The sequence below is a fragment of the Shinella zoogloeoides genome (genome assembly GCF_022682305.1).
In the GTDB taxonomy this organism is placed as follows: domain Bacteria; phylum Pseudomonadota; class Alphaproteobacteria; order Rhizobiales; family Rhizobiaceae; genus Shinella; species Shinella zoogloeoides_B.
This window is the reverse complement of record NZ_CP093528.1, coordinates 488,049-508,527: the sequence shown is the minus strand read 5'-3', so window position 1 is coordinate 508,527 and position 20,479 is coordinate 488,049. Positions and strand designations below refer to the sequence as shown.

Genomic DNA, 20,479 nt, shown 5'->3' with positions numbered 1-20,479 from the left:
CACCGGTCTTGGCACAACATCCTGTGGGGCATCAGAACGGGATACTGAGGGCGACAGGATCGCCGCTGCGCCAAGAAGCACAATAGCTGGAAGGAGCCGCCTCATCGACTAGCCTCCCAGGCGACTGTCTGGCCCGGCCGCAGGAACTTTCCGCCTTCGGCGACGACGAGCTCGCTCGCAGAAACACCTTCGGCGATCGAGAATTCACCGGTCCGGTAGTCCGCAACGGTGACCGGCCGCAACTCGACGGCGCGGGTCTGTGCATTGACGATCCAGACGGCAGGCTTGCCATCGGTGGACGTCATCGCGCTCCAGGGCAAGGTGATGGCTGCGACAGACGGCGTTCGGAAGCGGCCGACGACGGGCGTTCCCAGCGACCAGGCAACATCGGGCGCAAGCGCCATCTTGACCCGGATCGTTCCGGTGGTGGTGTCGATGACGGGGGCGATCTCGCGAAGTGCTGCGGTGACGCCGCCGTCGGGATCGGAAACTGGCGCGATCGTCGCCTTGTCGGCTGGCTGGCCGGACAGGAAAAAGGCCTCGAAGACATCGAACCACGCCTCGCGCGGCCCGTCATGGGCGAGCGTGAAGGCAGGCTGTGCGGCGGACACGACCTGGCCGACTTCGATGTTACGGGCGATGATGATCCCGTCCGCGTCGGCCTTGAGCTCAGTGTGGGAGAGTGCGTCCTGCACGATCGCCAGCGATGCCTGGGCAGATTCCAATGTGCCCTGCGCCGTCGCCAGTTCTTCCTTCGCCTGATCGTAGGTCGCCTGGGCGATTGCGCGCGATTCCACGAGCGCTGCATAACGCTGGTAGGCGAGCGTCTTTTGATTGAGTGTCGCCTGTGCCGCCACGAGGCCGGCTTGCGCCGATAAAACGTCAGCGCGTTGCTCCGTGTCGTCGATGCGCGCCAGCACATCTCCGGCACTGACACGGGAGCCGACATCTGCCCGCCTGTCCACCACCTTCCCGGCTGCCCTGAAGGCAAGATCCGTCTGGATACGGGCGCGCACCTCACCGGTGACGTCAGCGCCGCGCTGCTGCTCACGCACGGCGGCTTTAATCACCCGGATCGATTGGGGGGAAGGCTCTGCCGTCCTGGCACCATCGTCGCATGCGACGAGCAACATGCCGGTCAGGCAGATACCGAACAGTCGGGTCAGGCCGATCAATCGGCGCCAGGTTTCAGGGCAGATTGCAACTGGGCGTTCCTGCGTCTTCGAATAAGCTCCGGTCAGAACGTGGTCTCCTGTCAAAGGCTTGGATGCGCCGGATCGGCGTGGAACGGCAGAAGCCGATCCGCCAGGCCGATCGTGGCGCGTTTTGCGCGTGTTCGCGGCCATCCGGCGAAGCGGATCGGGCGCCCATTGTCGTTATCGCGTTGCGCCGGCGAGCTCCTTGTCCAGCTTGTCGGCTGCCGAGCGCACGCCCGCCTTTGCCGCGTCGAGCGGCCCGAAATTGGCGGTGATGTCGAGCGCGTTGGCGCTCCTGTTGGCGACATGGGCATAGAGCAGAGTGCCGGTATGGGCGTCCTCGATCTCGACGGCGTAGGAGACCCAGCCTGAGAATGTGCCGCGCCCGCCGGTCGCCTGCGCGCCCGCATTGACGACAAGGCCGACTGGCAGAACATGCGAGACGGTGGACAGAACCGGCGTGCTTGCTTCCGCTCCGGTCAAGGTCAGCCTTGCGCGCAACGTGCCCGGGCCCGGCTGCCCGGCGATTTGAAGCCGACGACCGAGCACCCTGGAAAACTCCTGATGCATGTAGACGGCGAGCGCTTGACGATCGGCAGCCGACATCTTGCCGAACTGCGCATCCGGACCGGCGTAAATCTCTGTGGGCGGAACGAGGACGCGACCATAGGCTGCAAAATTCACATCCGCCCGGCGATAGGCGTAGGGCTTGCTCTTGTCCGAGGTCGGACGCAAAAGTGCAGAGGAGGACAACGCAACCGAGGGCGGCGGCGTGGTTGCGCAGCCAGAGATGACGGCGATGGCCGCGAAAGCCACCAGGCCGCGCATCCGGAAAGTCGGACCCGTTGGCCGGCCGCCGCAGGCGCGTCTGATGGAATGGTCGGTTCCTGTCATCGGCAATCTCTTCTTTCGGTTCAGTTGTTGCCCGACGGCACGACGTGCCGTTTCAATGGTCGGCCCTGGCCGAGCGCAAAGGTTTGCCCCAATGGCCCGGCTTGATGGCTGGGTTGCATGCGAGCTGAGACCTAACGCGGAGAGGCGCAGTTTTGGCGAGCCCTCCGGCCACGCCTCAATCATTCAACGGTCGATGATGCCGCGACGGACTTCGAAGCCGCCGCCCGGATAGCGGCCGATGGCGCCCCCGGCGCAACGGTCCGGACCGCAGATTCCACGTGCGGCCGCGCCTCCGCCGTAAGGGCCGCGAACGACGGCCGAACCGCCGCATGCGGCTCCAACGCAGCCACCTCGGCCAGCACCACCATAACCGGGGCCACCATAAGCAGCGCCGCGTCGATAATAGGTGTTCCAGTTTCCATGCCACGGCTGGCTGGCGTAGTGGTTGTTCCAGTAGGCTTGGTTGAAGGCGACAACGGTCAGGCCGATCATCGGAATGATCGCTGGCGACAGTGTCACGTCCTGCCCCTGGTAACGGATGCCGATATAGTTCGAGGAAACCCATCCACGTGCGCCCGCCCAGGAGACATCGCACCAGGGACCTGAATCGATGCATCCGTAGATGGTCAGAGCCGCGCTTGGCGGCATGGTGATGACCACCGGATACCACGTGCCAGGCCCGGCCCGCAGATTGACGTTTGCGATCGTCGCGCCACGTGTTGCCGCATGAGCCGTAACAGGAGCCAGGGCGAGCGGAACCGCCGAAAGCAACATCAGAAGAAGGGTGCGGAGCGACAAGGCCCGGCGCAAGGCAGTAAAAGCATTGGAATTGAACATCGATAGACCTCCCGATGTGCGGCCTGAAGCCGGACCTCAGATAAAAGAATTGTCATCAGTTGATGACCAATCTAGCGGAAGATCATTGCAATGATTGTACCGATCGGGACAATCTCGTCGAGATTTATGCGCCAGTCGCGGTCATCTCACCGCCACCGCCGCGACCCGACAGCTGCGGCATTGCATCCGCAGAGCATATCAGGGCTTCGAGCGCCCGCGGTCGAAGGATCCTGATCTCGCGATAGCCGCGCTGGATGACGCCGTCTGCCTCGAGCCTTGCCAGATGGGCATTGACGATTTTCCGGGCAAGACCGCAAAGCTCGGCAAGATCGGACTGGCTCACCGATGCGACGCCGTTAGAGGCGACCTGATCGAGACGATAGGCAATGCGGCCGAGCGGTGGCGAGACCAGAAGATGCGCCGCCAGTCGCACGAGCATGCCCAGTTGCTGCCCTTGCAGGTCATTGAGCGCCTGCGTGGTTTGAGGAAACCGTGCCGCCAATTGCTCAAGCGCGCTGTTGGAAAACAGGAGGACCGTGGTCTGCCGTGCGGCGCGCGCCGTTGCCAGGCGCGAGGTTAATCCGCTGTTTGTCGTGAGGCCGAATATTGCCGGCGGCGAAAGGATCGCCAGAAGAGCATCATGACCGCACGCAAGAGGCGCCTCGAGCCTCAAGGCCCCTTCGAGCACGGCGCAAAGTCCGTTGGTTTCGTCGCCCTGGCCATAGATCCATTGGCCGGGCGCCAGTGCGACCCGCCGTCCGGCGCGGCAGAGTTCGCGCTGCCATTCGAGAGGCTTCGATGCGAACCAGCCATTTGCGGAGAGAATGCCGACTGCATGTTGCGTGCGATGGCAGTGCGACAGGGGCTGCTCACCGCCAAAGTCTGGTTTTTGCATCGAAGGGGGCATCGCCAAAGGCCTCAATCTCTAGCGCAGGAACTGTCTGAACCGGTGCAGCGAGAAGGCGAACAGCACGACCCCGATGATCAGCAACGCCAGGAACTGCGGCCAGACGACATCGAGGCCGGCTCCACGAAACAGGATCGCCTGCGCAAGGATGACGAAGTGGGTGTCGGGTGCGGCGAGCATGATGTCCTGGATGATCTGCGGCATGCTCTCCCGCGGCGTGACACCGCCCGACAGGACGCGCAACGGAAGAAGGGTCAGCATCAGCAGAAGACCGAACTGCGGCATGGATCCGGCAATGGTGGCCAGGAAGATTCCCAGTGACGTTGTGGCCAAGAGCTGCAGCACCGTGCCCGCGAAAAACAGGATAAGCGACCCTTGAATGGGCACCTTGAGCAGGCCCTGTACGATGAAGACGAGCGAAACTGTCGAGGCGACCAGCACCACCAGGCCCATCGACCAGATCTTGCTGATCATGATCTCTGTCGGGGTGATCGGCATGACGAGCAGGTGCTCGATCGTGCCGTGCTCGCGCTCGCGGATCAACGCCGCACCGGTCAATACGATCGACAGCATGGTGATCGAGGAGATCACGTTGTTGATCGCCCCGAACCAGCCCTTGTCGAGCGAGGGATTGAAGCGGGAGCGCAGCGCCAGATCGACCGGAACGGTCGTGTTTCCCCGGTAGCGGTTCAGGTACTCGCTCACTTCGCCAGAAACAATCGACTGGACGTAGCCGCCGCCGCTGAAGGCCTGGGTCATGCGAGTGGCATCGACGTTGAGCTGGATCGTCGGCGCCTTGCCGGCGAGCAGGTCGCGCTGGAAGTTCGGCGGGATGTCGAGGGCGAAGGTGTCGAGGCCGCTGTCCATCCGGCGGTCCATCTCATGCTGCGAGATGATCTTCGGAATCGAGAAATAAGGCGGATAGAATGCCGTGAGGATGCGCGAGGAGACCGGCGACTGGTCCTCGTCGACCACGGCGATGGCCGCGTTGTTGAGCGTCTCCGGCATCGCTGTCGATGCCGTATAGATCGACAGCGTGAAGGCGTAGACGATCAGGACGGCAAGCATCGGATCGCGGGCAAGTCCGCGCAGTTCCTTGACGCCGAGCTGGATGATGTTGGCAAGACGCATCGATCAGGCCGCCTGTTTCTTGAGGAAGGCCACGGTCATCCCGGTCAGGACCGGAATGGCGATCAGGAGAGGAATGAAGGAGGCGGCAAGATCGTTGAATCCGAGCGCTTTGGAAAACGTGCCGCGGGCGATCGTCACGAAATAGGTCGCGGGATAAATCTGGCCGATATAGGCGCCCATGCCCTGGAGCGAGGAAACCGGATCGATGATGCCCGAATACTGGACCGCCGGGATGAGCGTGATGAGGGCCGTCCCGAAGATCGCGGCGATCTGGCTGCTGATGAAGCTTGAAATCAGCAGTCCTATGCCCGTGGCGGTGACGACGTAAAGCAGGGCCGCCAACGCGAGGGTCAGGAAACTTCCCGTTAGCGGAACCCCGAACACGATCACCGCGAATGCCGTCAGCATGACGAAGTTCAGCATCGCAAGGGCGACGTAAGGGAGTTGCTTGCCGAGGATGAACTCGAAGCGCGTTACCGGCGTCACGTAGAAATTGACGATGGATCCGAGCTCCTTCTCGCGCACGACGCTCAAAACGGCGAGCATGGACGGGATCAGCATCAGAAGCAGCGGGATGACGGCGGGCACCATGGCGATCAGACTGTCGACGCCTGGATTGTACCGGTATCTGAGCGCGATCTGGAACTGGCCGACCGTCGCCGCGCCGCCATAGAGTTCACGCGCCTTCTGGGTCAGCCAGGTCTGGTGCATGCCCTGCACGTAGCCGCGGACGGTCTCGGCGCGCGACGGTGAGGCGCCATCGATCCAGGCACCGATCTCGACACTCTTGCCGCGCGAGACATCGCGTCCGAAGCCGGGCGGGATCTCCAGCGCCAGGCTGAGTTCGCCATTGCTCATGCGCCGGTCGAGGTCATTGTAGTCGGTGATCGGCGCCTTTTCTGTGAAATAGCGGGAGCCGGCGATCTGAAGCGTGTAGTCGCGGCTGATCGTCGTATCGTCGCGGTCGAGCACGGCGAAGGACAGGTTCTCGACATCCATGTTGATGCCATAGCCGATGACGAACATCAGGATGACACTGCCGAGAATGGCAAGCGTCGCGCGGATCGGATCGCGGCGCAGTTCCAGGGCTTCGCGCTGGGTGTAGGCGAGCATGCGGCGCGGATCGAAGGCGCGGCGGGTGGCGGATGGAGCTGTGGGGGGCGCCACTGCTCCATCCGCCTCTTCACGCTGCGTGGGTCGGGGGGACGCAGGTGGAGACTGTTTTCCGATCGCTTCCTCCAGATAGGTGATGAAGGCTTCTTCGAGACTGGCTGCGGATTTCTGCTCGACGATCCCTTTCGGCGTATCGCTGACCAGCACCTTGCCGGCATGCATGAGCGAAATGCGGTCGCAAAGCTCGGCCTCGTTCATGAAGTGGGTGGAGACGAAGATGGTGACGCCGTCATTGCGCGACAGGTCGGACAGGATCTGCCAAAAGCCGTCGCGCGCGACCGGATCGACACCGGAGGTCGGCTCGTCAAGGATCAGGATGTCGGGGGCGTGGATCATCGCCACGGCGAGCGACAATCTCTGCCGGATACCCAGTGGCAGCGCGTCAGGCAATGCGTCCATGATCGCCTTGAGATCGAACCGCGCCGCCATGTCGGCGATGCGCGCCGGGATCGTGTCCGGCGGCAGGTTGAACAGGCGGGCATGCAGGTCGAGGTTCTGGCGAACCGTTAGCTCGGAGTAGAGCGAGAAGGCCTGGCTCATATAGCCGACCTTTCGCCGCACCTCGATATCGTTCGGATCGACCTCATGTCCGAACAGCTTCGCCGTTCCTTCACTTGCCGCTAGGAGACCGGTCAGCATTTTCATGGTGGTGGTCTTGCCGCAGCCATTCGAGCCGAGGAACCCAAAAATCTCGCCGCGCGGAATCTGGAAGCTGACATTGTCGACAGCCGTGAAGTCGCCGAAGCGCATGGTCAGATGCTCGGCCTCGATCGCAAACTCGGTCTCGCCCTTATCGGGCCTCGGCGGTATGACGACCTCGTGATGACCCTGCCGCCTTTCTTCTGGCAGAAGAGCGACAAAGGCGGCGTCGAGATTGGCGGCTCCGGTTCGCGACAGCAGTTCGGCCGGCGTTCCTGTCGCAAGCACGCGCCCGGCATCCATCGCGACGAGCCAGTCGAAGCGTTCGGCTTCTTCCATGTAGGCGGTCGCGACGATCACGCTCATTCCCGGGCGTTCGCCCCTTATATCGTCGATCAGTTCCCAGAACTGCCGGCGCGACAGAGGATCGACGCCCGTCGTCGGTTCGTCGAGGATGAGAAGATCGGGATCGTGGATCAGCGCGCAGCACAGACCGACCTTCTGTTTCATGCCGCCCGAAAGTTTCCCCGCGGGGCGATCCGGAAAAGGGGCAAGGCCCGTGCGCTCGAGCAGATCGTCGATGCGGCGCTGCCGCTCCTGCCTGTCCTGGCCGAACAGGCGGCCGAAGAAATCGATGTTTTCGAATACCGAAAGCGTTGGATAGAGGTTCTTGCCAAGCCCCTGCGGCATGTAGGCGATCCGCGGGCAGGTCAGATTGCGGTGCTTCGTGTCGGCAATGTCGCCGCCCAGCACCTCGACCCGCCCCTGCTGGACCGCGCGGGCGCCGGCGATCAGGCTAAGGAGGCTCGACTTGCCAACGCCATCGGGACCGATCAGGCCGACCATGATGCCGGGCGGAATATCGAGGCTCACATCGTCGAGCGCTCTCGTCTTGCCATAGGACAATCCGACACGCGCCAGGCTCGCGACCGGTGCGGCCCGTGTGTTGTCGTTCGAGCCATCGGGCGCTTTCGTCATTGCACAAGCGCCCTCGTCAGGTGTTCCGGCCACTCGGCAGCGGGATCGACGCGAACATAAGCCATGCCCGGAAGTCCGGTCTTGACCTGCTGGATGTATTTGCGAAGCAGGTCCGGGGAGACTTTCGCCTTGATCCTGAACATCAGCTTCTGCCGCTCTTCCTCCGTTTCCACGGTCTTCGGCGTGAACTGGGCGACATCGGCAACGAAACTGACGCTTGCCGGAATAACGACCTGCGGCGCCGCGTCGAGAACGAGCCGCACCTCGGAGCCGATCGCAATGCGCCCGGCCTGGGCGGTCGGAAGAAAGAAGGTCATGTAGACGTCGCTGAGGTCGACGAGGTTGAGGACACGGCCGCCGGAGGACAGGACCTCGCCGGGCTGCGCGACGCGATATTGCACGCGTCCCTCACGCGGCGACCGGAGCGTGCTGTCGTTGATATCGGCAGATATGCTTTCGATTGCCGCCTTTGCCGCGACGACCGCTGCCTCGGCATCGATGATTTGCGCTTTTGCCGCGCCGATCGCCGCGTCCGACGCGGAATGCGATGCCTTCGCAGCAGCGACGGCTGCCCGTGCCCGTTGTGCGGCGGCCCGATCGTCGTCGAGTATCTGCTGGGAGGTGGTATTGGTCTTGATCAACTGTTCCGTTCGGGCCAGCTTTCGTTCCGCTGCGTCCAGCTCGGCCTCGCGTTGCCCGATTACGGCGGCGGCGGCTTCTTTTTCCGCCTCGCGCTGGGCAAGCAGGCTCCTGGCCGTATCGATGCTGATGACCGCGCGCTGCAGCGACGCTTCGGCCTGCCGGCGTTGCGCCACAAGCTGGTCGGTGTCCATCTGCGCCAGAACCTGTCCTGCCGTCACGAGGACGCCTTCGTCGGCGAAGATGTCCTTGATCCGACCGGCCGTCCTTGCGGAGATATCGATTTCCGTCGCCTCGATCCGGCCGTTGCCGGCGACGATCCCGGCCGGCAGCCCCGAACCGTCATACATCCGCCAACCATAATAGCCGCCGGCGATCGCGCCGGCTGCAAGAACCGCCAGGATCCATTTTCTCGCTGACTTCACCATTGCGTCCACCCCGCGGTTTTTCGGTTGCAAAAAAGTATCTGAAGTTGGGTGAGCGCCGATTTGCGACGTCGCGAGACGTTGTCCGCCATGAAGTCCTGCCGTGCGTTTAAAGCGGGGCGCGGCCGATCGCGGACTGCCCCTCGTTGAAAGAAGTTATGCTGCGGGCGATCTGCAATCAGGGCCTATATCCCCTCCTGCCCCTTCATCCCCCGCGCCAGTGTCCGGCCCCCTCGCACCGCGCAACGACCTCGCGTTCGGATCATGCGTCAGGTTTGAGATCGGCCATGCCCCGTTCGAAGATGTGCCTGCCCTCATCCGCCCATCCGGCCAGGACCTTGCGGACGTGATCGCCGTGAGCGGCCATCATCTCGGCGGGCTGGTCGATGGTCGATAACTGGTGCAGATAATCTGCCTGCTGCTGGAGCAGTCGTGCCGTGGCATCGAGGCCTGCGCGATACAGCCCGGAATAGAATTTGACGGGCACCGACGAGACCGCCTTCATGAAATCGAATGAATTCATTCCAAAACCAGACCCGGTTGAATTGGAAGAAGACGTCTCCTTGCCAGCATCCATAGCCACGTGCTCCGATGATTTCTTTGCCAGATGCAACAAAAGGGCTGCGTGCCGAAGCACAAGCGTTGCGCGCGCATATCATCAAACGATGACCTTTTTGTCAACAAGTGATGATGCAGTTAGTCATCGATTGATGATTAACTCGAAAAGCCGACCCAACTGGCCCCTTCAACATTGCCAGACAGGTCAACGAACGCAGGTTGCGACGACAAGCGATCGAGGGCCGTCGCATGCGGTCTGCCGGCGCGGCACCCCAACAGTCCTGTTCAGCCGACAAAGGCGGAAATGATCAACGCGTTGACGATATCGATGAAGAAGCCGCAAACGAGTGGAACGATGATGAACGCCCGGTGGGCGGCCCCGTGCTGCTGCGTGACAGCCGTCATGTTGGCGATCGCGGTGGCCGTCGATCCAAGCGTGATGCCGCCGAAACCGGCCGATATGACGGCCGCTTCGTAGTCCCGGCCCATGAGGCGAAACACGACGGTGATGGTGAACAGCACGGTCAGGGCGATCTGGATCGCAAGCGCTGCGGTGATGAAGACAAGGACGCCGTCGAGCTGCCACAGTTGCAGTCCCATCAGCGCCATCGTCAGGAACAGGCCGAGCGCCAGATCGGACACCAGCGCCAGCCCATCCTCGACGCCTGGCCAGATCCGCCGCACCGCTGCACCGACAGCGAGCGGCATGAGATTGCGAATCAGGATGCCCGCGGCCAGGCAACTGACGAAGGTCGGGACGGTCAAGCCGGTCAGTGCGATCAGCTTTTCGATACCGAATCCGAGCATGAGCGCGACGTTCAGCGCCAGGATGGCCCAAAGGACGCAGAAATAATCCAGCCTGGTCTGCGCCTGCTCGAACGGCGCGCCGATGTCGAGGTCGCCATCCTGGTTGCCGGCGATCCGGTGGCGCTTCATCAGGTAGGCGGCGATCGGTCCGCCGATAATGCAGGCGGCGATGAGCCCGACGGTGTTGGCGGCAATCCCGAGCTCCAGCGCATTCTCGATCCCGAGCCGCTGCGTGAAAATCGGCGCCCAGGCGAGCGTGGTTCCGACGCCTCCCGTCAGCGAGATCGATCCGACCATCAGACCGGCTTTCGGCTCGAGCCCGAACAGGGACGCAAGCGACAGGCCCGCGAAATTCTGCAACAGCATGAAGACGATGGCGAGCGCAAGCAGGACCGCCAGCGGCTTGCCTCCGGCCAGAAGGCTCCGCACATCAGCCTTGAGGCCAATGCCGGCAAAGAACAGCAGCAGCAGAAAGTCGCGCATGCCCAGTTCGAAGACGATCTTCTCGCCGGTAAAGGCAAAAACAAGTGCGACGGCTGCCGTGCAAAGCAGGCCGCCGACAACCGGCTCCGGGATCGCATAGCGGCGCAGGACCACGGCGTTCATGGTGACGATTTTGCCGGCGAGAAGCAGGATCACTGCGATCGTGAAGGACAAAAAGGCATCGACCTGCATCGATCACCATCCGGCTCGCCGCGAAAGATCGAGGCCCGCGCCGCCCCTGTCGGTCATGCCTCGCAAATGGCTAGCCCTCGAAATCGAGCACGACACGGCCCTGGATGTCGCCCTTGTGCATTCGGGCGAACACGTCATTGATATTGTCGAGCGTTTCTGTCTCGACCGTCGCCTTGACCTTGCCTTGGCCGGCAAAATCGAGCGCCTCCTGCAGGTCGAGCCGGGTGCCGACGATGGAGCCGCGGATCGTGACGCCGTTGAGCACCGTTTCGAAGATCGACAGCGGAAATTCGCCGGGCGGAAGGCCGTTGAGCGACAAGGTGCCTCCGCGCCCGACCATGCCGAGCGCCTGCTCGAATGCCTTGGGCGACACGGCGGTGACGAGGACGCCCTGGGCCCCGCCGATTTCCTTGCGAACGAAAGCGACAGGGTCTTCGCTGCGTGCATTGACGGCAAGCGATGCCCCCAGGCGCTTGGCCAGATCGAGCTTGGCGTCATCGATATCGACCGCCAGCACATTGAGACCCATGGCCCTGGCATACTGGACGGCGAGGTGTCCAAGCCCGCCAATACCGGAGATGACGACCCAGTCACCCGGTTTCGTGTCGGTCACCTTCAGACCCTTGTAGACAGTGACGCCGGCGCAGAGGATCGGCGCGATATCGACGAAGGAGACATTGTCCGGCAGGTGGCCGACATAGTCAGGGTCGGCGATGACATAGTCCGCGAAGCTTCCATTCACCGAATAGCCCGTGTTTTGCTGCTCCTCGCAGAGCGACTCCCACCCGCCCAGGCAATGCCGGCAATGGCCGCAGGCGCTGTAGAGCCATGGCACGCCGACCCGGTCACCTTCCCTGACATGCTTTACGCCTGACCCGACCGCAACGACGTGGCCCACGCCCTCGTGTCCGGGGATGAAAGGCGGCTTCGGCTTGACCGGCCAATCCCCTTCGGCCGCATGCAGGTCGGTGTGGCAGACGCCGGCGGCGGCGACCTTGACGAGAATCTGGCCGGCTCCAGGTGTCGGCACCGCCGCTTCCTCGATGACGAGCGGTTTTCCAAACTCCCGGACCACCGCAGCCTTCATTGTCCTGGTCATGCTGTTCTCCTTCACCATGGATACGCCGGGCGCCGTAAATCGAGTGCAGCGCTGTCGAAATTCGTATGGCGCCGGGCACTCGACCTGCGATCGTGACGGAAAGACGATCGAACCGCGCGGCATCCTTGTTTTGTCGTTACCGCCCCTATACAGCCTGGCCGCCTGGCCTGAGTGACGATACCTTCAACAATTCTTTGCCTAAGGGTTGGACAGGAGAGAATTCGCCATCCTTCCCGAAGGAACAACCTTAGTCATCAATCGTTGACTGATGTATTCTATGAAGCTAAACCTGACAGCCGGTCAAGAGGCCGCGAGGAGAAAAAATACCCAACCGAGTGATCAGCCCGGACGCCAGCGACACGACGCGCGACCGCATCCTGAAGGCCGCCATCCTTCGCTTCTCGGCCCATTCCTATGACGATACCGGCCTTCGCGACATCGCCGCCGATGTCGGGGTGGACATGGCCTATGTCCATCGCTCCTTCGGATCCAAGGAGAAGCTGTTCTACGAGGCCGTCAAGGCGAGCGGCCGGCCCGAGCAGCTGTTCGCCGAAGACGATGGCTGCCTGCCCTCCACCCTGGCGAACCAGATCCTGTCACGCAAAGGCGCCAACGAGATCGGTGCGCTCGACATCGTGGTGCAGTCCTTCGCCAGTCCAGCAGCCTCGCGGGTGCTCAACGAATTCCTGGAGGAGGATTTCGTTGCTCCGCTCGTCAGGAAGCTGTCGACGGTATCGAGAAGGCGTGCCGCGCTGGTCGCAGCATTTCTGGCGGGTGTCGGTATTCTCAAGGACGTGATCAAGGCCGAGCCCCTGCTGGAAGGCGAGCGCAGTGCTCTGGAAGAGGATGTCAAGCAGGTGATCGCCACGCTGCTCGAGGTCGAAGTAAGGGACTGCGACTCTCCTCGCGAACATGTCCCGCACGAGACGCGCCGCTGATGGCGGGAACGGTGCAGAGCGGGCTTAGCGCGGCCACTTCCCCACCTGGCGGCTATGATCACGATGCCCGCATGGAAGCATATCGTGCCCTGGACCGGTTGCGCGAGGCCTGTACAGCCCGATTGACGGCCGGACTGTCGCCGGCGGCGCTCACGCTCGCCTTGTTCGACTGGTCGCTGCATATGTGGTCCGCCCCCGGAAAACGCCTGGAGCTGGCCGACACGGCCATTCGCCAGGGAGCGCGCCTTTCGGCCTATGTCGGCGCCGTCGGTCTTCACGGCCAAGCACCGGCGTGCATCGAGCCGCTCGCCTCGGACTATCGCTTCAAGGCCGAGGGCTGGGACAAGCAGCCGTTTGCCGCATATGTGCAGACCTTTCTTCTCGCGCAGCAATGGTGGTCCGATGCAACGCGCGCCGTGCCGGGGGTAACACCCCATCACGAGGAGGTCGTTTCTTTTGTGGCCCGCCAACTGCTTGACGTGGCGTCGCCCTCGAACAGCCCGTTCACCAATCCCGAGGTGATCGAGCGGACGATCCAGAGCGCAGGCTCGAATTTCGTCTCGGGCTTCCAGAACTGGATGGAGGATGCCACCCGGCTCGCCAACGCTCAGCCCCCGATTGGCGCCGACGCCTTTCTTCCCGGCCGCGACGTCGCCCTCACACCTGGAAAGGTGGTCTATCGCAATCACCTGATCGAGCTGCTTCAATATTCTCCTGCGACCGGGACGGTGTTCGCCGAGCCGGTGCTGATCGTGCCTGCCTGGATCATGAAATTCTACATTCTCGATCTTTCGGCCCACAACTCGCTCGTCCGCTATCTCGTAGAGCGGGGACACACGGTCTTCTATGTCTCCTGGCGCAATCCGACGGACGCCGACCGCGACCTTTCGCTCGACGACTACCGGCGACTGGGCGTGATGGCGGCACTGGATGCGATCGCAGCGATCGTGCCCGGCCGCAAGGTGAATGCGGCCGGCTATTGTCTGGGAGGCACGCTGCTTTCCATCGCCGCCGCCGCAATGGCCCGTGTGGGCGACGACCGCCTTTCGACCGTCACCCTCCTGGCAGCCCAGACGGATTTCAGCGAGCCCGGAGAACTGGCGCTCTTCATCGATCCCAGCCAGATGCACTTCCTCGAGAGCATGATGTGGAACCGGGGCTATCTGTCGTCAGACCAGATGTCCGGAGCCTTCCAGATCCTGCGCAGCAACGATCTCGTCTGGTCGCGTCTCGTGCGCGACTATCTCATGGGCGAGCGCACTCCGATGACCGATCTCATGGCGTGGAACGCGGATTCAACCCGCATGCCCTACCGCATGCATACGCAATACCTTCAACGGCTCTATCTCGATAACGAACTCGCCACCGGCCGCTTCATGGTCGATGGCCGCCCGGCAGCACTCCAGAACATCCGCGTGCCCCTGTTCGTTGTCGGCACCGAGCGCGATCATGTCGCTCCGTGGCGATCGGTCCACAAGATCCACCAGATCACCGATACCGACGTCACATTCGTATTGACCAGCGGCGGACACAATGCCGGCATCGTCAGCGAACCCGGTCATCGCGGCCGACGCTACAGCGTCGCCTTAAAGCGGACAGCCGATCTCTGCCTCAGCCCGGACGAATGGGTTGGCGCCGCCACCCAAAAGGACGGGTCGTGGTGGGAGCAATGGCAAGGTTGGCTCGAGGCGCATTCGTTGTCTGAACGCATTGCCGCGCCTGGGATGGGCGCTCCCGACGCAGGATTTCCACCCATCTGCGATGCTCCCGGCACCTATGTTTTTCAGAAGTGAGGCCACCCGTGGTTCCCAGCACGCTCAGGAATCGAACATTTGACGAATTGCAGCTCGGCGACACGGCCTCTCTGGTCAGGGTCGCAAGCGGCGACAAAAGCGAGAGTGACACGCCGGTGGCAACGGGTGATGGCGATCTGCCGCCCGACAACGCTGCCGAAGCGACGAGCATGTTCAATCGCGCCGTCATGAATGGTGCATGGGCCGGAACCCTGATTTCCGAAGTGCTGGGTTCGCAACTGCCCGGGCCCGGGACAAGCTATCTGGCACAGGAGTTCCGCTTTCTGAAGCCGGTCCTGTCAGGTGACACTATCACCGCGACGGTTCGCGTCACCGAAAAATCGCCGGCAAGCCGGGTTGTCGTTCTCGACACGACATGCTCGAACCAAAAAGGCGAGCAAGTCCTCACCGGCACCGCGACCGTGATCGCGCCGGCACGATCCATTGAATGGCCGGCCACGCCCCCGTCCACGCCTCCAACCGCACACCACGATCGATACGACGCCTTCGTCCGGCAGGCCCGTGAACTGCCGATGGTACGCGCGGCGATCGTGCATCCATGCTCACCCGAGGCAATCCTTGCCGCCGTCGAAGTGCGTGAAAAAGGATTGTTCGAACCGGTTCTTGTCGGGCCCGAGGCGAGGATCCGGGCAGCGGCGGACGCCGCCGAGGTCGACCTCGATGGGATCGCAATCGAACAGGCGCTCCATAGCCATGCGGCGGCAGCGCGTGCCGTGGAACTGGTAGTTTCAGGCGAAGTGGCCGTCCTTGTCAAAGGCAGCCTGCACACCGACGAGTTGCTGGGCGCCATCGTCGCGCCTGGATCCTTGCTAAAGACCGAGCGCCGCATCAGCCATGTCTTCGCACTGGACGTACCAGCCTACGGGAAACCATTGATCGTTACCGACGCGGCGATCAACATCCAGCCGACGCTCGACCACAAGCGTGACATCTGCCAGAACGCGGTCGATCTGCTGCGAACACTCGGCGTCGACAAACCACGCGTCGCAGTGCTTGCCGCCGTCGAAACCGTCAACGCCAAGATGCCGGCAACCCTCGATGCGGCCGCCCTGACCGTGATGGCGGCGCGCGGTCAGATTGCCGGCGCCCTTGTCGACGGGCCGCTCGCATTCGACAACGCGATCAGCATCGCTGCCGCGCGCACCAAAGGCATCGTCTCCGATGTAGCCGGCGAGGCCGACATCCTGCTTGTCCCGGACCTTGAGGCAGGCAACATGCTTGCCAAGCAGCTTATCTATTTTGCCGGAGCAACGGCGGCCGGGATCGTGCTGGGGGCGCGCGTGCCAATCGTACTCACCAGTCGCTCCGACCCTTTATCCGCGCGGATCGCTTCGGCAGCCCTCGCAAAACTTCTCGTGTGCCGCGGCAAACAATCCATGCCGGGGGCGGCAGCATGAGCGATCGACTTCTGATCACTTTCAACGCCGGCTCGTCGACCGTCAAGATCGGCCTGTTCGCCGTGGAAGGCCGGCATCCCAAGCGTCTCGGCAAGGGTATCATCGACTTTCGCACCACGCCGCTACGTTTCCGGCTTCTGGAAGGAGAGCGACAAGTCGATATGGAACTCAAGGCACAGCCGGGCGAGGAACTGGACGAGGTGCTCGGCGAAGCGTTCACGCATTTGGCACGCATCTACAGGCTCGACGACCTGGCCGGGATCGGCCACCGCGTGGTGCATGGCGGCGACGTGTTCTCGGGCCCGGTGCTCATCGATGACCGTTCGCTACGTCAGATGGAGGCGCTCGTTGCGTTGGCCCCGCTGCATCAGCCGCAAGCTCTTCGTTTGATCCGCGCCATCGCAAGGCTGCGGCCGGACCTTCGCCAGACAGCCTCCTTCGACACGAGCTTTCATCGCACCAATGACGATCTGGTGCGCCGCTTCGCCTTGCCCCGTGCACTCCACGAGCGCGGGATCAAGCGCTACGGGTTTCACGGGCTGTCTTACGCATACATCGCCAGCGAACTCGCCCGCAACTGGCCGCAACTGGCCGGCGGCAAGATCGTCGCTGCCCATCTCGGCTCGGGCGCCAGTCTTTGCGCCATGCAAGGCGGCCAAAGCGTCGATACCAGCATGGGGTTTTCGACGCTGGACGGCGTGCCGATGGCGACACGGTGCGGCGCGCTGGATGCGGGCGTGCTTCTGCATTTGCTATCGCAGGAAAGGATGCCGGTCGCCGATCTGGAGGACATGCTCTACCACCGCTCCGGACTGCTCGGCGTTTCGGGCATCAGCCCCGACAGCCGCGACCTTCTCGCCAGCGAGGCGCCAGAGGCAAAGGAGGCGCTGGAGCTCTTCACACTGCGCATAGCCGGAGAAGCTGCGCGTCTGGCCGCGACGATGGGGGGTCTCGACGCGATGGTGTTCACGGCCGGCGTCGGCGAACATCAGCCAGCGATCAGGGCCGACATCTGCAGCCGGCTGATGTGGCTGGGCATCGATCTCGATCCCGCCGCGAACGCCACCAATCATGCGATCATAACAAGCGCCGCGAGCCGGATCCCTGTGATCATCATTCCGACGGACGAGGAGCAGGTGATTGCTTCCGAGGCTTTGCCCGGCTTGATGCCGTAGACAGGCGGAAGTCTGCGATTTCTGGACTGGGTTGCCGTCGGCGATGCACGTGACGCGCCCACGACAGCCGTTGCGCGATGACGTCCGTGCTGCCGGCGAGAGCCTCGTGATCATCCATCTGGCTGACTGGGTCGCGCCGCTCGTCCGGCCGACTGCCCCGGGGCGTCACAGCCCACAGCGGACCAGATGAAGGCGTCGCGTTGGTTTCCCGCTGAACAACACTTGATCAAGTAATGGCCTTGGTTTCGTAGGGGGTCGATATCTCAAGCTTGCCCACCGAGGATCTCCGGGCCACCACGCCTGACGCTTGGGCAGCCCCTGACGTGCCGCTTATGAAGCGTGCTGGCTTGGCGCCGCCGTAAAGACGTTAGTTGCTATTGACAAACTCCTGCATGCCCACTTAATTTCAGGATCAGTCATCATATGATGACATAGATGTCAACCAAAGATTACAAAGAGTATAATGGGCCGTAGCTAAACACGATTTCACATATATTGAAATCAACGGAGGTAAGCGCTTTGTAAAATGAAATGAAGCCGGATGTGATCTGTTACTTCGATCTAATAATACTGAATATAACTAAATTTTGAGGGCATCTAGGGGCGCTCGTGAAGGCACGGCTAGCTTGCTCGACCACTCACCGCAGCAACTTTCGCTCGGCTTTTGCAGCGGCCCAGTTACGCCCGTAGGGGTCATTCACGAAGTAAAGGAAAGTGAAAATGAATACCGATGCTGTGCCCTTGAAACTCTATAAGGCCAACGCCGAACTGCAAATCCAGATCGGTCGCCTCCTGCAGGAGGGTGGCCATCGCTGGCTTGATGTCGCCTCCCAAGCGAGTGATGAAGCCATCGCGGAATCCAGGTCGGAGATCGAAAGCCTGCGCAAGGCCGAAAACTGGCAAAACCTTGCCACCCTTCCAGGTGAAACTTTCTGGCGCGCACTCCAGCAACGGGCCGGCGACACGCAAGAGTTGACGAAGATCGCCATCAAAAACCAGACGGAGTTCACGAACGGTCTGCGTGAAGCCATTGAGGGCTGGCAGAGGGCGGTCAGCGAAGCCGTCGGCGGCGCAACGTCAGGGCAGCCGATCCAGGACATCTTCAAGCAATGGGGCGCCTTGTTCCCGATCCCCGGCGGGAAAGATGCGCCAAAGGGCGGAAAGGCGGCCTGATTCATGATGCCTGAACAAAAGACCGCCCTGGTTACGGGCGGGATGGGAGGCTTGGGCGAGGCGATCGCCCGGGCGTTCCATGATGCCGGAATCAGGGTGCTGGTGACGCACGCCCGCGATGAGGGTCCGGCCAAGGAGTGGCTCGCAGCGGAGCGGGACAAGGGTTACGGTTTCACCTCCTATGACGTCAACGTGGCCGACTTCAAATCCTGCCAGCGCATGGCCGAGCGTCTTCACGCCGATGGTCATCAGGTCGATATCCTCGTCAACAATGCCGGCGTCACCCGCGACGCCACTCTGGGCAAGCTCGACAAGGAGAACTGGGACGCTGTCCTTCGCGTCAATCTCGATTCCGTTTTCAATGTGACCAAACACTTGATCGATGGCATGACGGATCGCGGCTGGGGCCGGATCATCAACATCGCGTCGATCAACGGCATCAAAGGGCAGTTCGGGCAGACCAATTACTCGGCGGCCAAGGCCGGCATGCACGGCTTCACCAAGGCGCTGGCGCAGGAAGTTGCGAAAAAGGGCGTGACCGTGAATACGGTGTCGCCCGGCTATCTCGCGACCACCATGGTGACTGTGGTTCCCGAAGATACCCTTGCCAGGATCGTCGCCGGCATTCCCGTCGGACGCCTCGGGCAGCCGGACGAGATCGCCGCTCTCGTCGCTTTCATCGCCAGTGACGCCGCGGCGTTCATGACCGGCAGCAACATATCGATGAATGGCGGTCAGCATATGTACTGACACGCTCGGCGCGCGCGGGACATCATCAGGTTCTGCGTCGTCTCTCGCGTGCCATCGCCAAGGAAAATTTGATGACAAGAGACATTGCCATATTGGCCGCGACCCGAACCGCGATCGGAAGTTTCCAGGGTGGGCTGTCAGGCCTTCCAGCCTCCGCTCTCGGCGCAATCCTGATCAGGAAGGTCCTCGAAACCACGGGCATCTCGCCCGAAGAGATCGATGAGGTTGTCCTCGGTCAGGTCATCACCGCCGGAAGCGGACAGAATCCGGCACGTCAGGCGGCGATCGGGGGCGGCATACCGCATGCCGTGCCGGCTCTCACCGTCAACAAGGTATGCGGCTCGGGTCTCAAGGCAGTGCACCTTGCTGCACAGGCGATTACCTGCGGCGATGCCGATCTGGTGCTGGCCGGTGGACAGGAGAACATGTCGCTCGCCCCTTACATCCTTGCGAAGGCGCGCACGGGCCTGCGTCTCGGCCACGCCCAGCTCGAGGACAGCCTGATCCGCGATGGTCTCTGGGACGCGTTCAACGACTATCACATGGGCATCACGGCCGAGAACCTGGCGGAACGCTATGGGCTGACACGCGAGGAACAGGACGCTTTCGCCGCCACCTCACAGAAGAAGGCCGCCGATGCTGTCGCTTTCGGCCGCTTTCGTGACGAGATAACACCCGTCGATGTTCCGCAGCGCAAAGGCGGTTCTGTCAGTTTCGACACCGACGAGCAGCCGCGCGCCGACACGACCTGCGAGGCGCTCGCAAAGCTGAAGCCGGCCTTCAAGAAGGACGGGACCGTCACGGCCGGCAACGCGTCGACGATCAACGACGGAGCCGCCCTGCTTCTGCTTTCAAGCGCGGACAAGGCAAAGAGCCTGGGTTTGCCCGTACTCGCATGGATCAAGGCCTACGCCAGCGCCGGCGTCGATCCAGCCTTCATGGGCATCGGCCCGGTCGGCGCGACCCAGCGTACCCTTCGACGGGCCGGCTGGAACCTCACCGATCTCGATCTCATCGAGGCCAACGAAGCGTTCGCGGCCCAGGCACTCGCAGTCGACCGCGAACTCGGTTGGGACACGTCGAAAGTCAACGTCAACGGCGGCGCCATCGCACTCGGTCATCCGATCGGAGCGTCGGGCGCACGAATTCTCGTGACCCTCATTCACGAAATGCGACGCCGCCATGCGCGGAAAGGTTTGGCCACGCTGTGCATCGGAGGCGGTCAGGGCGTCGCGCTGGCGCTTGAAGCAGACTGAGGGCCAACGGCAGCTCTC

Annotated in this window: 17 protein-coding genes; 7 read left to right on the top strand and 10 right to left on the bottom strand. The window is 62.6% G+C overall.

The annotated features are described in order from the left end of the window. Window positions 1-101: 101 nt before the first annotated feature. The 10 genes from MOE34_RS02530 to adhP form a co-directional block, all read right to left on the bottom strand. Window positions 102-1,175, bottom strand: a complete 1,074-nt coding sequence (locus tag MOE34_RS02530) for an efflux RND transporter periplasmic adaptor subunit (protein ID WP_242220712.1) — start codon at window positions 1,173-1,175, stop codon at window positions 102-104. A gap of 201 nt (window positions 1,176-1,376) precedes the next feature. Continuing rightward, window positions 1,377-2,090, bottom strand: a complete 714-nt coding sequence (locus MOE34_RS02525; RefSeq protein WP_242220710.1) for a DUF3313 domain-containing protein — start codon at window positions 2,088-2,090, stop codon at window positions 1,377-1,379. A 183-nt stretch (window positions 2,091-2,273) separates the two neighbouring features. Continuing rightward, window positions 2,274-2,927, bottom strand: a complete 654-nt coding sequence (locus MOE34_RS02520; RefSeq protein WP_242220709.1) for an SH3 domain-containing protein — start codon at window positions 2,925-2,927, stop codon at window positions 2,274-2,276. A 124-nt stretch (window positions 2,928-3,051) separates the two neighbouring features. Next, window positions 3,052-3,822: a Crp/Fnr family transcriptional regulator gene (locus tag MOE34_RS02515; protein ID WP_242220707.1), complete on the bottom strand. Its 771-nt coding sequence runs from the start codon at window positions 3,820-3,822 to the stop codon at window positions 3,052-3,054. Between the two features lie 30 nt (window positions 3,823-3,852). Next, a complete protein-coding gene (locus tag MOE34_RS02510) occupies window positions 3,853-4,965 on the bottom strand; it encodes an ABC transporter permease (protein ID WP_242220705.1) in 1,113 nt (370 codons plus the stop codon). A gap of 3 nt (window positions 4,966-4,968) precedes the next feature. Continuing rightward, window positions 4,969-7,755: a ribosome-associated ATPase/putative transporter RbbA gene (gene rbbA, locus MOE34_RS02505; RefSeq protein WP_242220703.1), complete on the bottom strand. Its 2,787-nt coding sequence runs from the start codon at window positions 7,753-7,755 to the stop codon at window positions 4,969-4,971. Then, a complete protein-coding gene (locus tag MOE34_RS02500) occupies window positions 7,752-8,822 on the bottom strand; it encodes an HlyD family secretion protein (protein ID WP_242220701.1) in 1,071 nt (356 codons plus the stop codon). Before MOE34_RS02500 ends, rbbA begins: the two co-directional genes overlap by 4 nt. A gap of 259 nt (window positions 8,823-9,081) precedes the next feature. Continuing rightward, the gene (locus MOE34_RS02495) at window positions 9,082-9,396 is read right to left on the bottom strand and encodes a phasin family protein (protein WP_242220699.1); all 315 of its coding nucleotides are present in this window, start codon (window positions 9,394-9,396) and stop codon (window positions 9,082-9,084) included. A gap of 266 nt (window positions 9,397-9,662) precedes the next feature. Beyond that, window positions 9,663-10,859, bottom strand: coding sequence for a sodium/glutamate symporter (gene gltS, locus MOE34_RS02490; RefSeq protein ID WP_242220697.1), 1,197 nt, complete (start codon window positions 10,857-10,859; stop codon window positions 9,663-9,665). 70 nt (window positions 10,860-10,929) lie between these two features. Then, window positions 10,930-11,958, bottom strand: a complete 1,029-nt coding sequence (adhP, locus tag MOE34_RS02485) for an alcohol dehydrogenase AdhP (RefSeq protein ID WP_242220609.1) — start codon at window positions 11,956-11,958, stop codon at window positions 10,930-10,932. A gap of 335 nt (window positions 11,959-12,293) precedes the next feature. Here adhP and MOE34_RS02480 point away from each other — a divergent pair, with 335 nt between their 5' ends. The 7 genes from MOE34_RS02480 (at window position 12,294) to MOE34_RS02450 (ending at window position 20,461) form a co-directional block, all read left to right on the top strand. Continuing rightward, window positions 12,294-12,896 (top strand): TetR/AcrR family transcriptional regulator, encoded by a 603-nt coding sequence (locus MOE34_RS02480; RefSeq protein ID WP_242220607.1) that lies wholly within the window; start codon window positions 12,294-12,296, stop codon window positions 12,894-12,896. A gap of 71 nt (window positions 12,897-12,967) precedes the next feature. Continuing rightward, entirely contained in the window at window positions 12,968-14,689 is a 1,722-nt protein-coding gene (locus MOE34_RS02475) for a PHA/PHB synthase family protein (RefSeq protein ID WP_242220605.1), read from the top strand. Window positions 14,690-14,697: 8 nt separating this feature from the next. After that, the gene (locus tag MOE34_RS02470; protein ID WP_242220603.1) at window positions 14,698-16,107 is read left to right on the top strand and encodes a bifunctional enoyl-CoA hydratase/phosphate acetyltransferase; all 1,410 of its coding nucleotides are present in this window, start codon (window positions 14,698-14,700) and stop codon (window positions 16,105-16,107) included. Beyond that, entirely contained in the window at window positions 16,104-17,282 is a 1,179-nt protein-coding gene (locus MOE34_RS02465; RefSeq protein WP_242220600.1) for an acetate/propionate family kinase, read from the top strand. Before MOE34_RS02470 ends, MOE34_RS02465 begins: the two co-directional genes overlap by 4 nt. 720 nt (window positions 17,283-18,002) lie before the next feature. Further along, window positions 18,003-18,455, top strand: coding sequence for a phasin family protein (locus tag MOE34_RS02460; protein WP_242220598.1), 453 nt, complete (start codon window positions 18,003-18,005; stop codon window positions 18,453-18,455). Between the two features lie 3 nt (window positions 18,456-18,458). Further along, window positions 18,459-19,205, top strand: a complete 747-nt coding sequence (phbB, locus tag MOE34_RS02455; RefSeq protein WP_242220596.1) for an acetoacetyl-CoA reductase — start codon at window positions 18,459-18,461, stop codon at window positions 19,203-19,205. Window positions 19,206-19,276: 71 nt separating this feature from the next. Next, window positions 19,277-20,461, top strand: a complete 1,185-nt coding sequence (locus tag MOE34_RS02450) for an acetyl-CoA C-acetyltransferase (protein WP_242220594.1) — start codon at window positions 19,277-19,279, stop codon at window positions 20,459-20,461. Window positions 20,462-20,479 lie beyond the last annotated feature (18 nt).

Bases quoted from the DNA above. Each gene is read 5' to 3' on its own strand.
- MOE34_RS02525 (WP_242220710.1), bottom strand. From the start codon at position 2,090: ATGACAGGAACCGACCATTCCATCAGACGCGCCTGCGGCGGCCGGCCA.
- MOE34_RS02520 (WP_242220709.1), bottom strand. From the start codon at position 2,927: ATGTTCAATTCCAATGCTTTTACTGCCTTGCGCCGGGCCTTGTCGCTC.
- MOE34_RS02515 (WP_242220707.1), bottom strand. From the start codon at position 3,822: ATGCAAAAACCAGACTTTGGCGGTGAGCAGCCCCTGTCGCACTGCCAT.
- MOE34_RS02510 (WP_242220705.1), bottom strand. From the start codon at position 4,965: ATGCGTCTTGCCAACATCATCCAGCTCGGCGTCAAGGAACTGCGCGGA.
- rbbA (WP_242220703.1), bottom strand. From the start codon at position 7,755: ATGACGAAAGCGCCCGATGGCTCGAACGACAACACACGGGCCGCACCG.
- MOE34_RS02500 (WP_242220701.1), bottom strand. From the start codon at position 8,822: ATGGTGAAGTCAGCGAGAAAATGGATCCTGGCGGTTCTTGCAGCCGGC.
- MOE34_RS02495 (WP_242220699.1), bottom strand. From the start codon at position 9,396: ATGGATGCTGGCAAGGAGACGTCTTCTTCCAATTCAACCGGGTCTGGT.
- gltS (WP_242220697.1), bottom strand. From the start codon at position 10,859: ATGCAGGTCGATGCCTTTTTGTCCTTCACGATCGCAGTGATCCTGCTT.
- adhP (WP_242220609.1), bottom strand. From the start codon at position 11,958: ATGACCAGGACAATGAAGGCTGCGGTGGTCCGGGAGTTTGGAAAACCG.
- MOE34_RS02475 (WP_242220605.1), top strand. From the start codon at position 12,968: ATGGAAGCATATCGTGCCCTGGACCGGTTGCGCGAGGCCTGTACAGCC.
- MOE34_RS02465 (WP_242220600.1), top strand. From the start codon at position 16,104: ATGAGCGATCGACTTCTGATCACTTTCAACGCCGGCTCGTCGACCGTC.
- MOE34_RS02460 (WP_242220598.1), top strand. From the start codon at position 18,003: ATGAATACCGATGCTGTGCCCTTGAAACTCTATAAGGCCAACGCCGAA.
- phbB (WP_242220596.1), top strand. From the start codon at position 18,459: ATGATGCCTGAACAAAAGACCGCCCTGGTTACGGGCGGGATGGGAGGC.
- MOE34_RS02450 (WP_242220594.1), top strand. From the start codon at position 19,277: ATGACAAGAGACATTGCCATATTGGCCGCGACCCGAACCGCGATCGGA.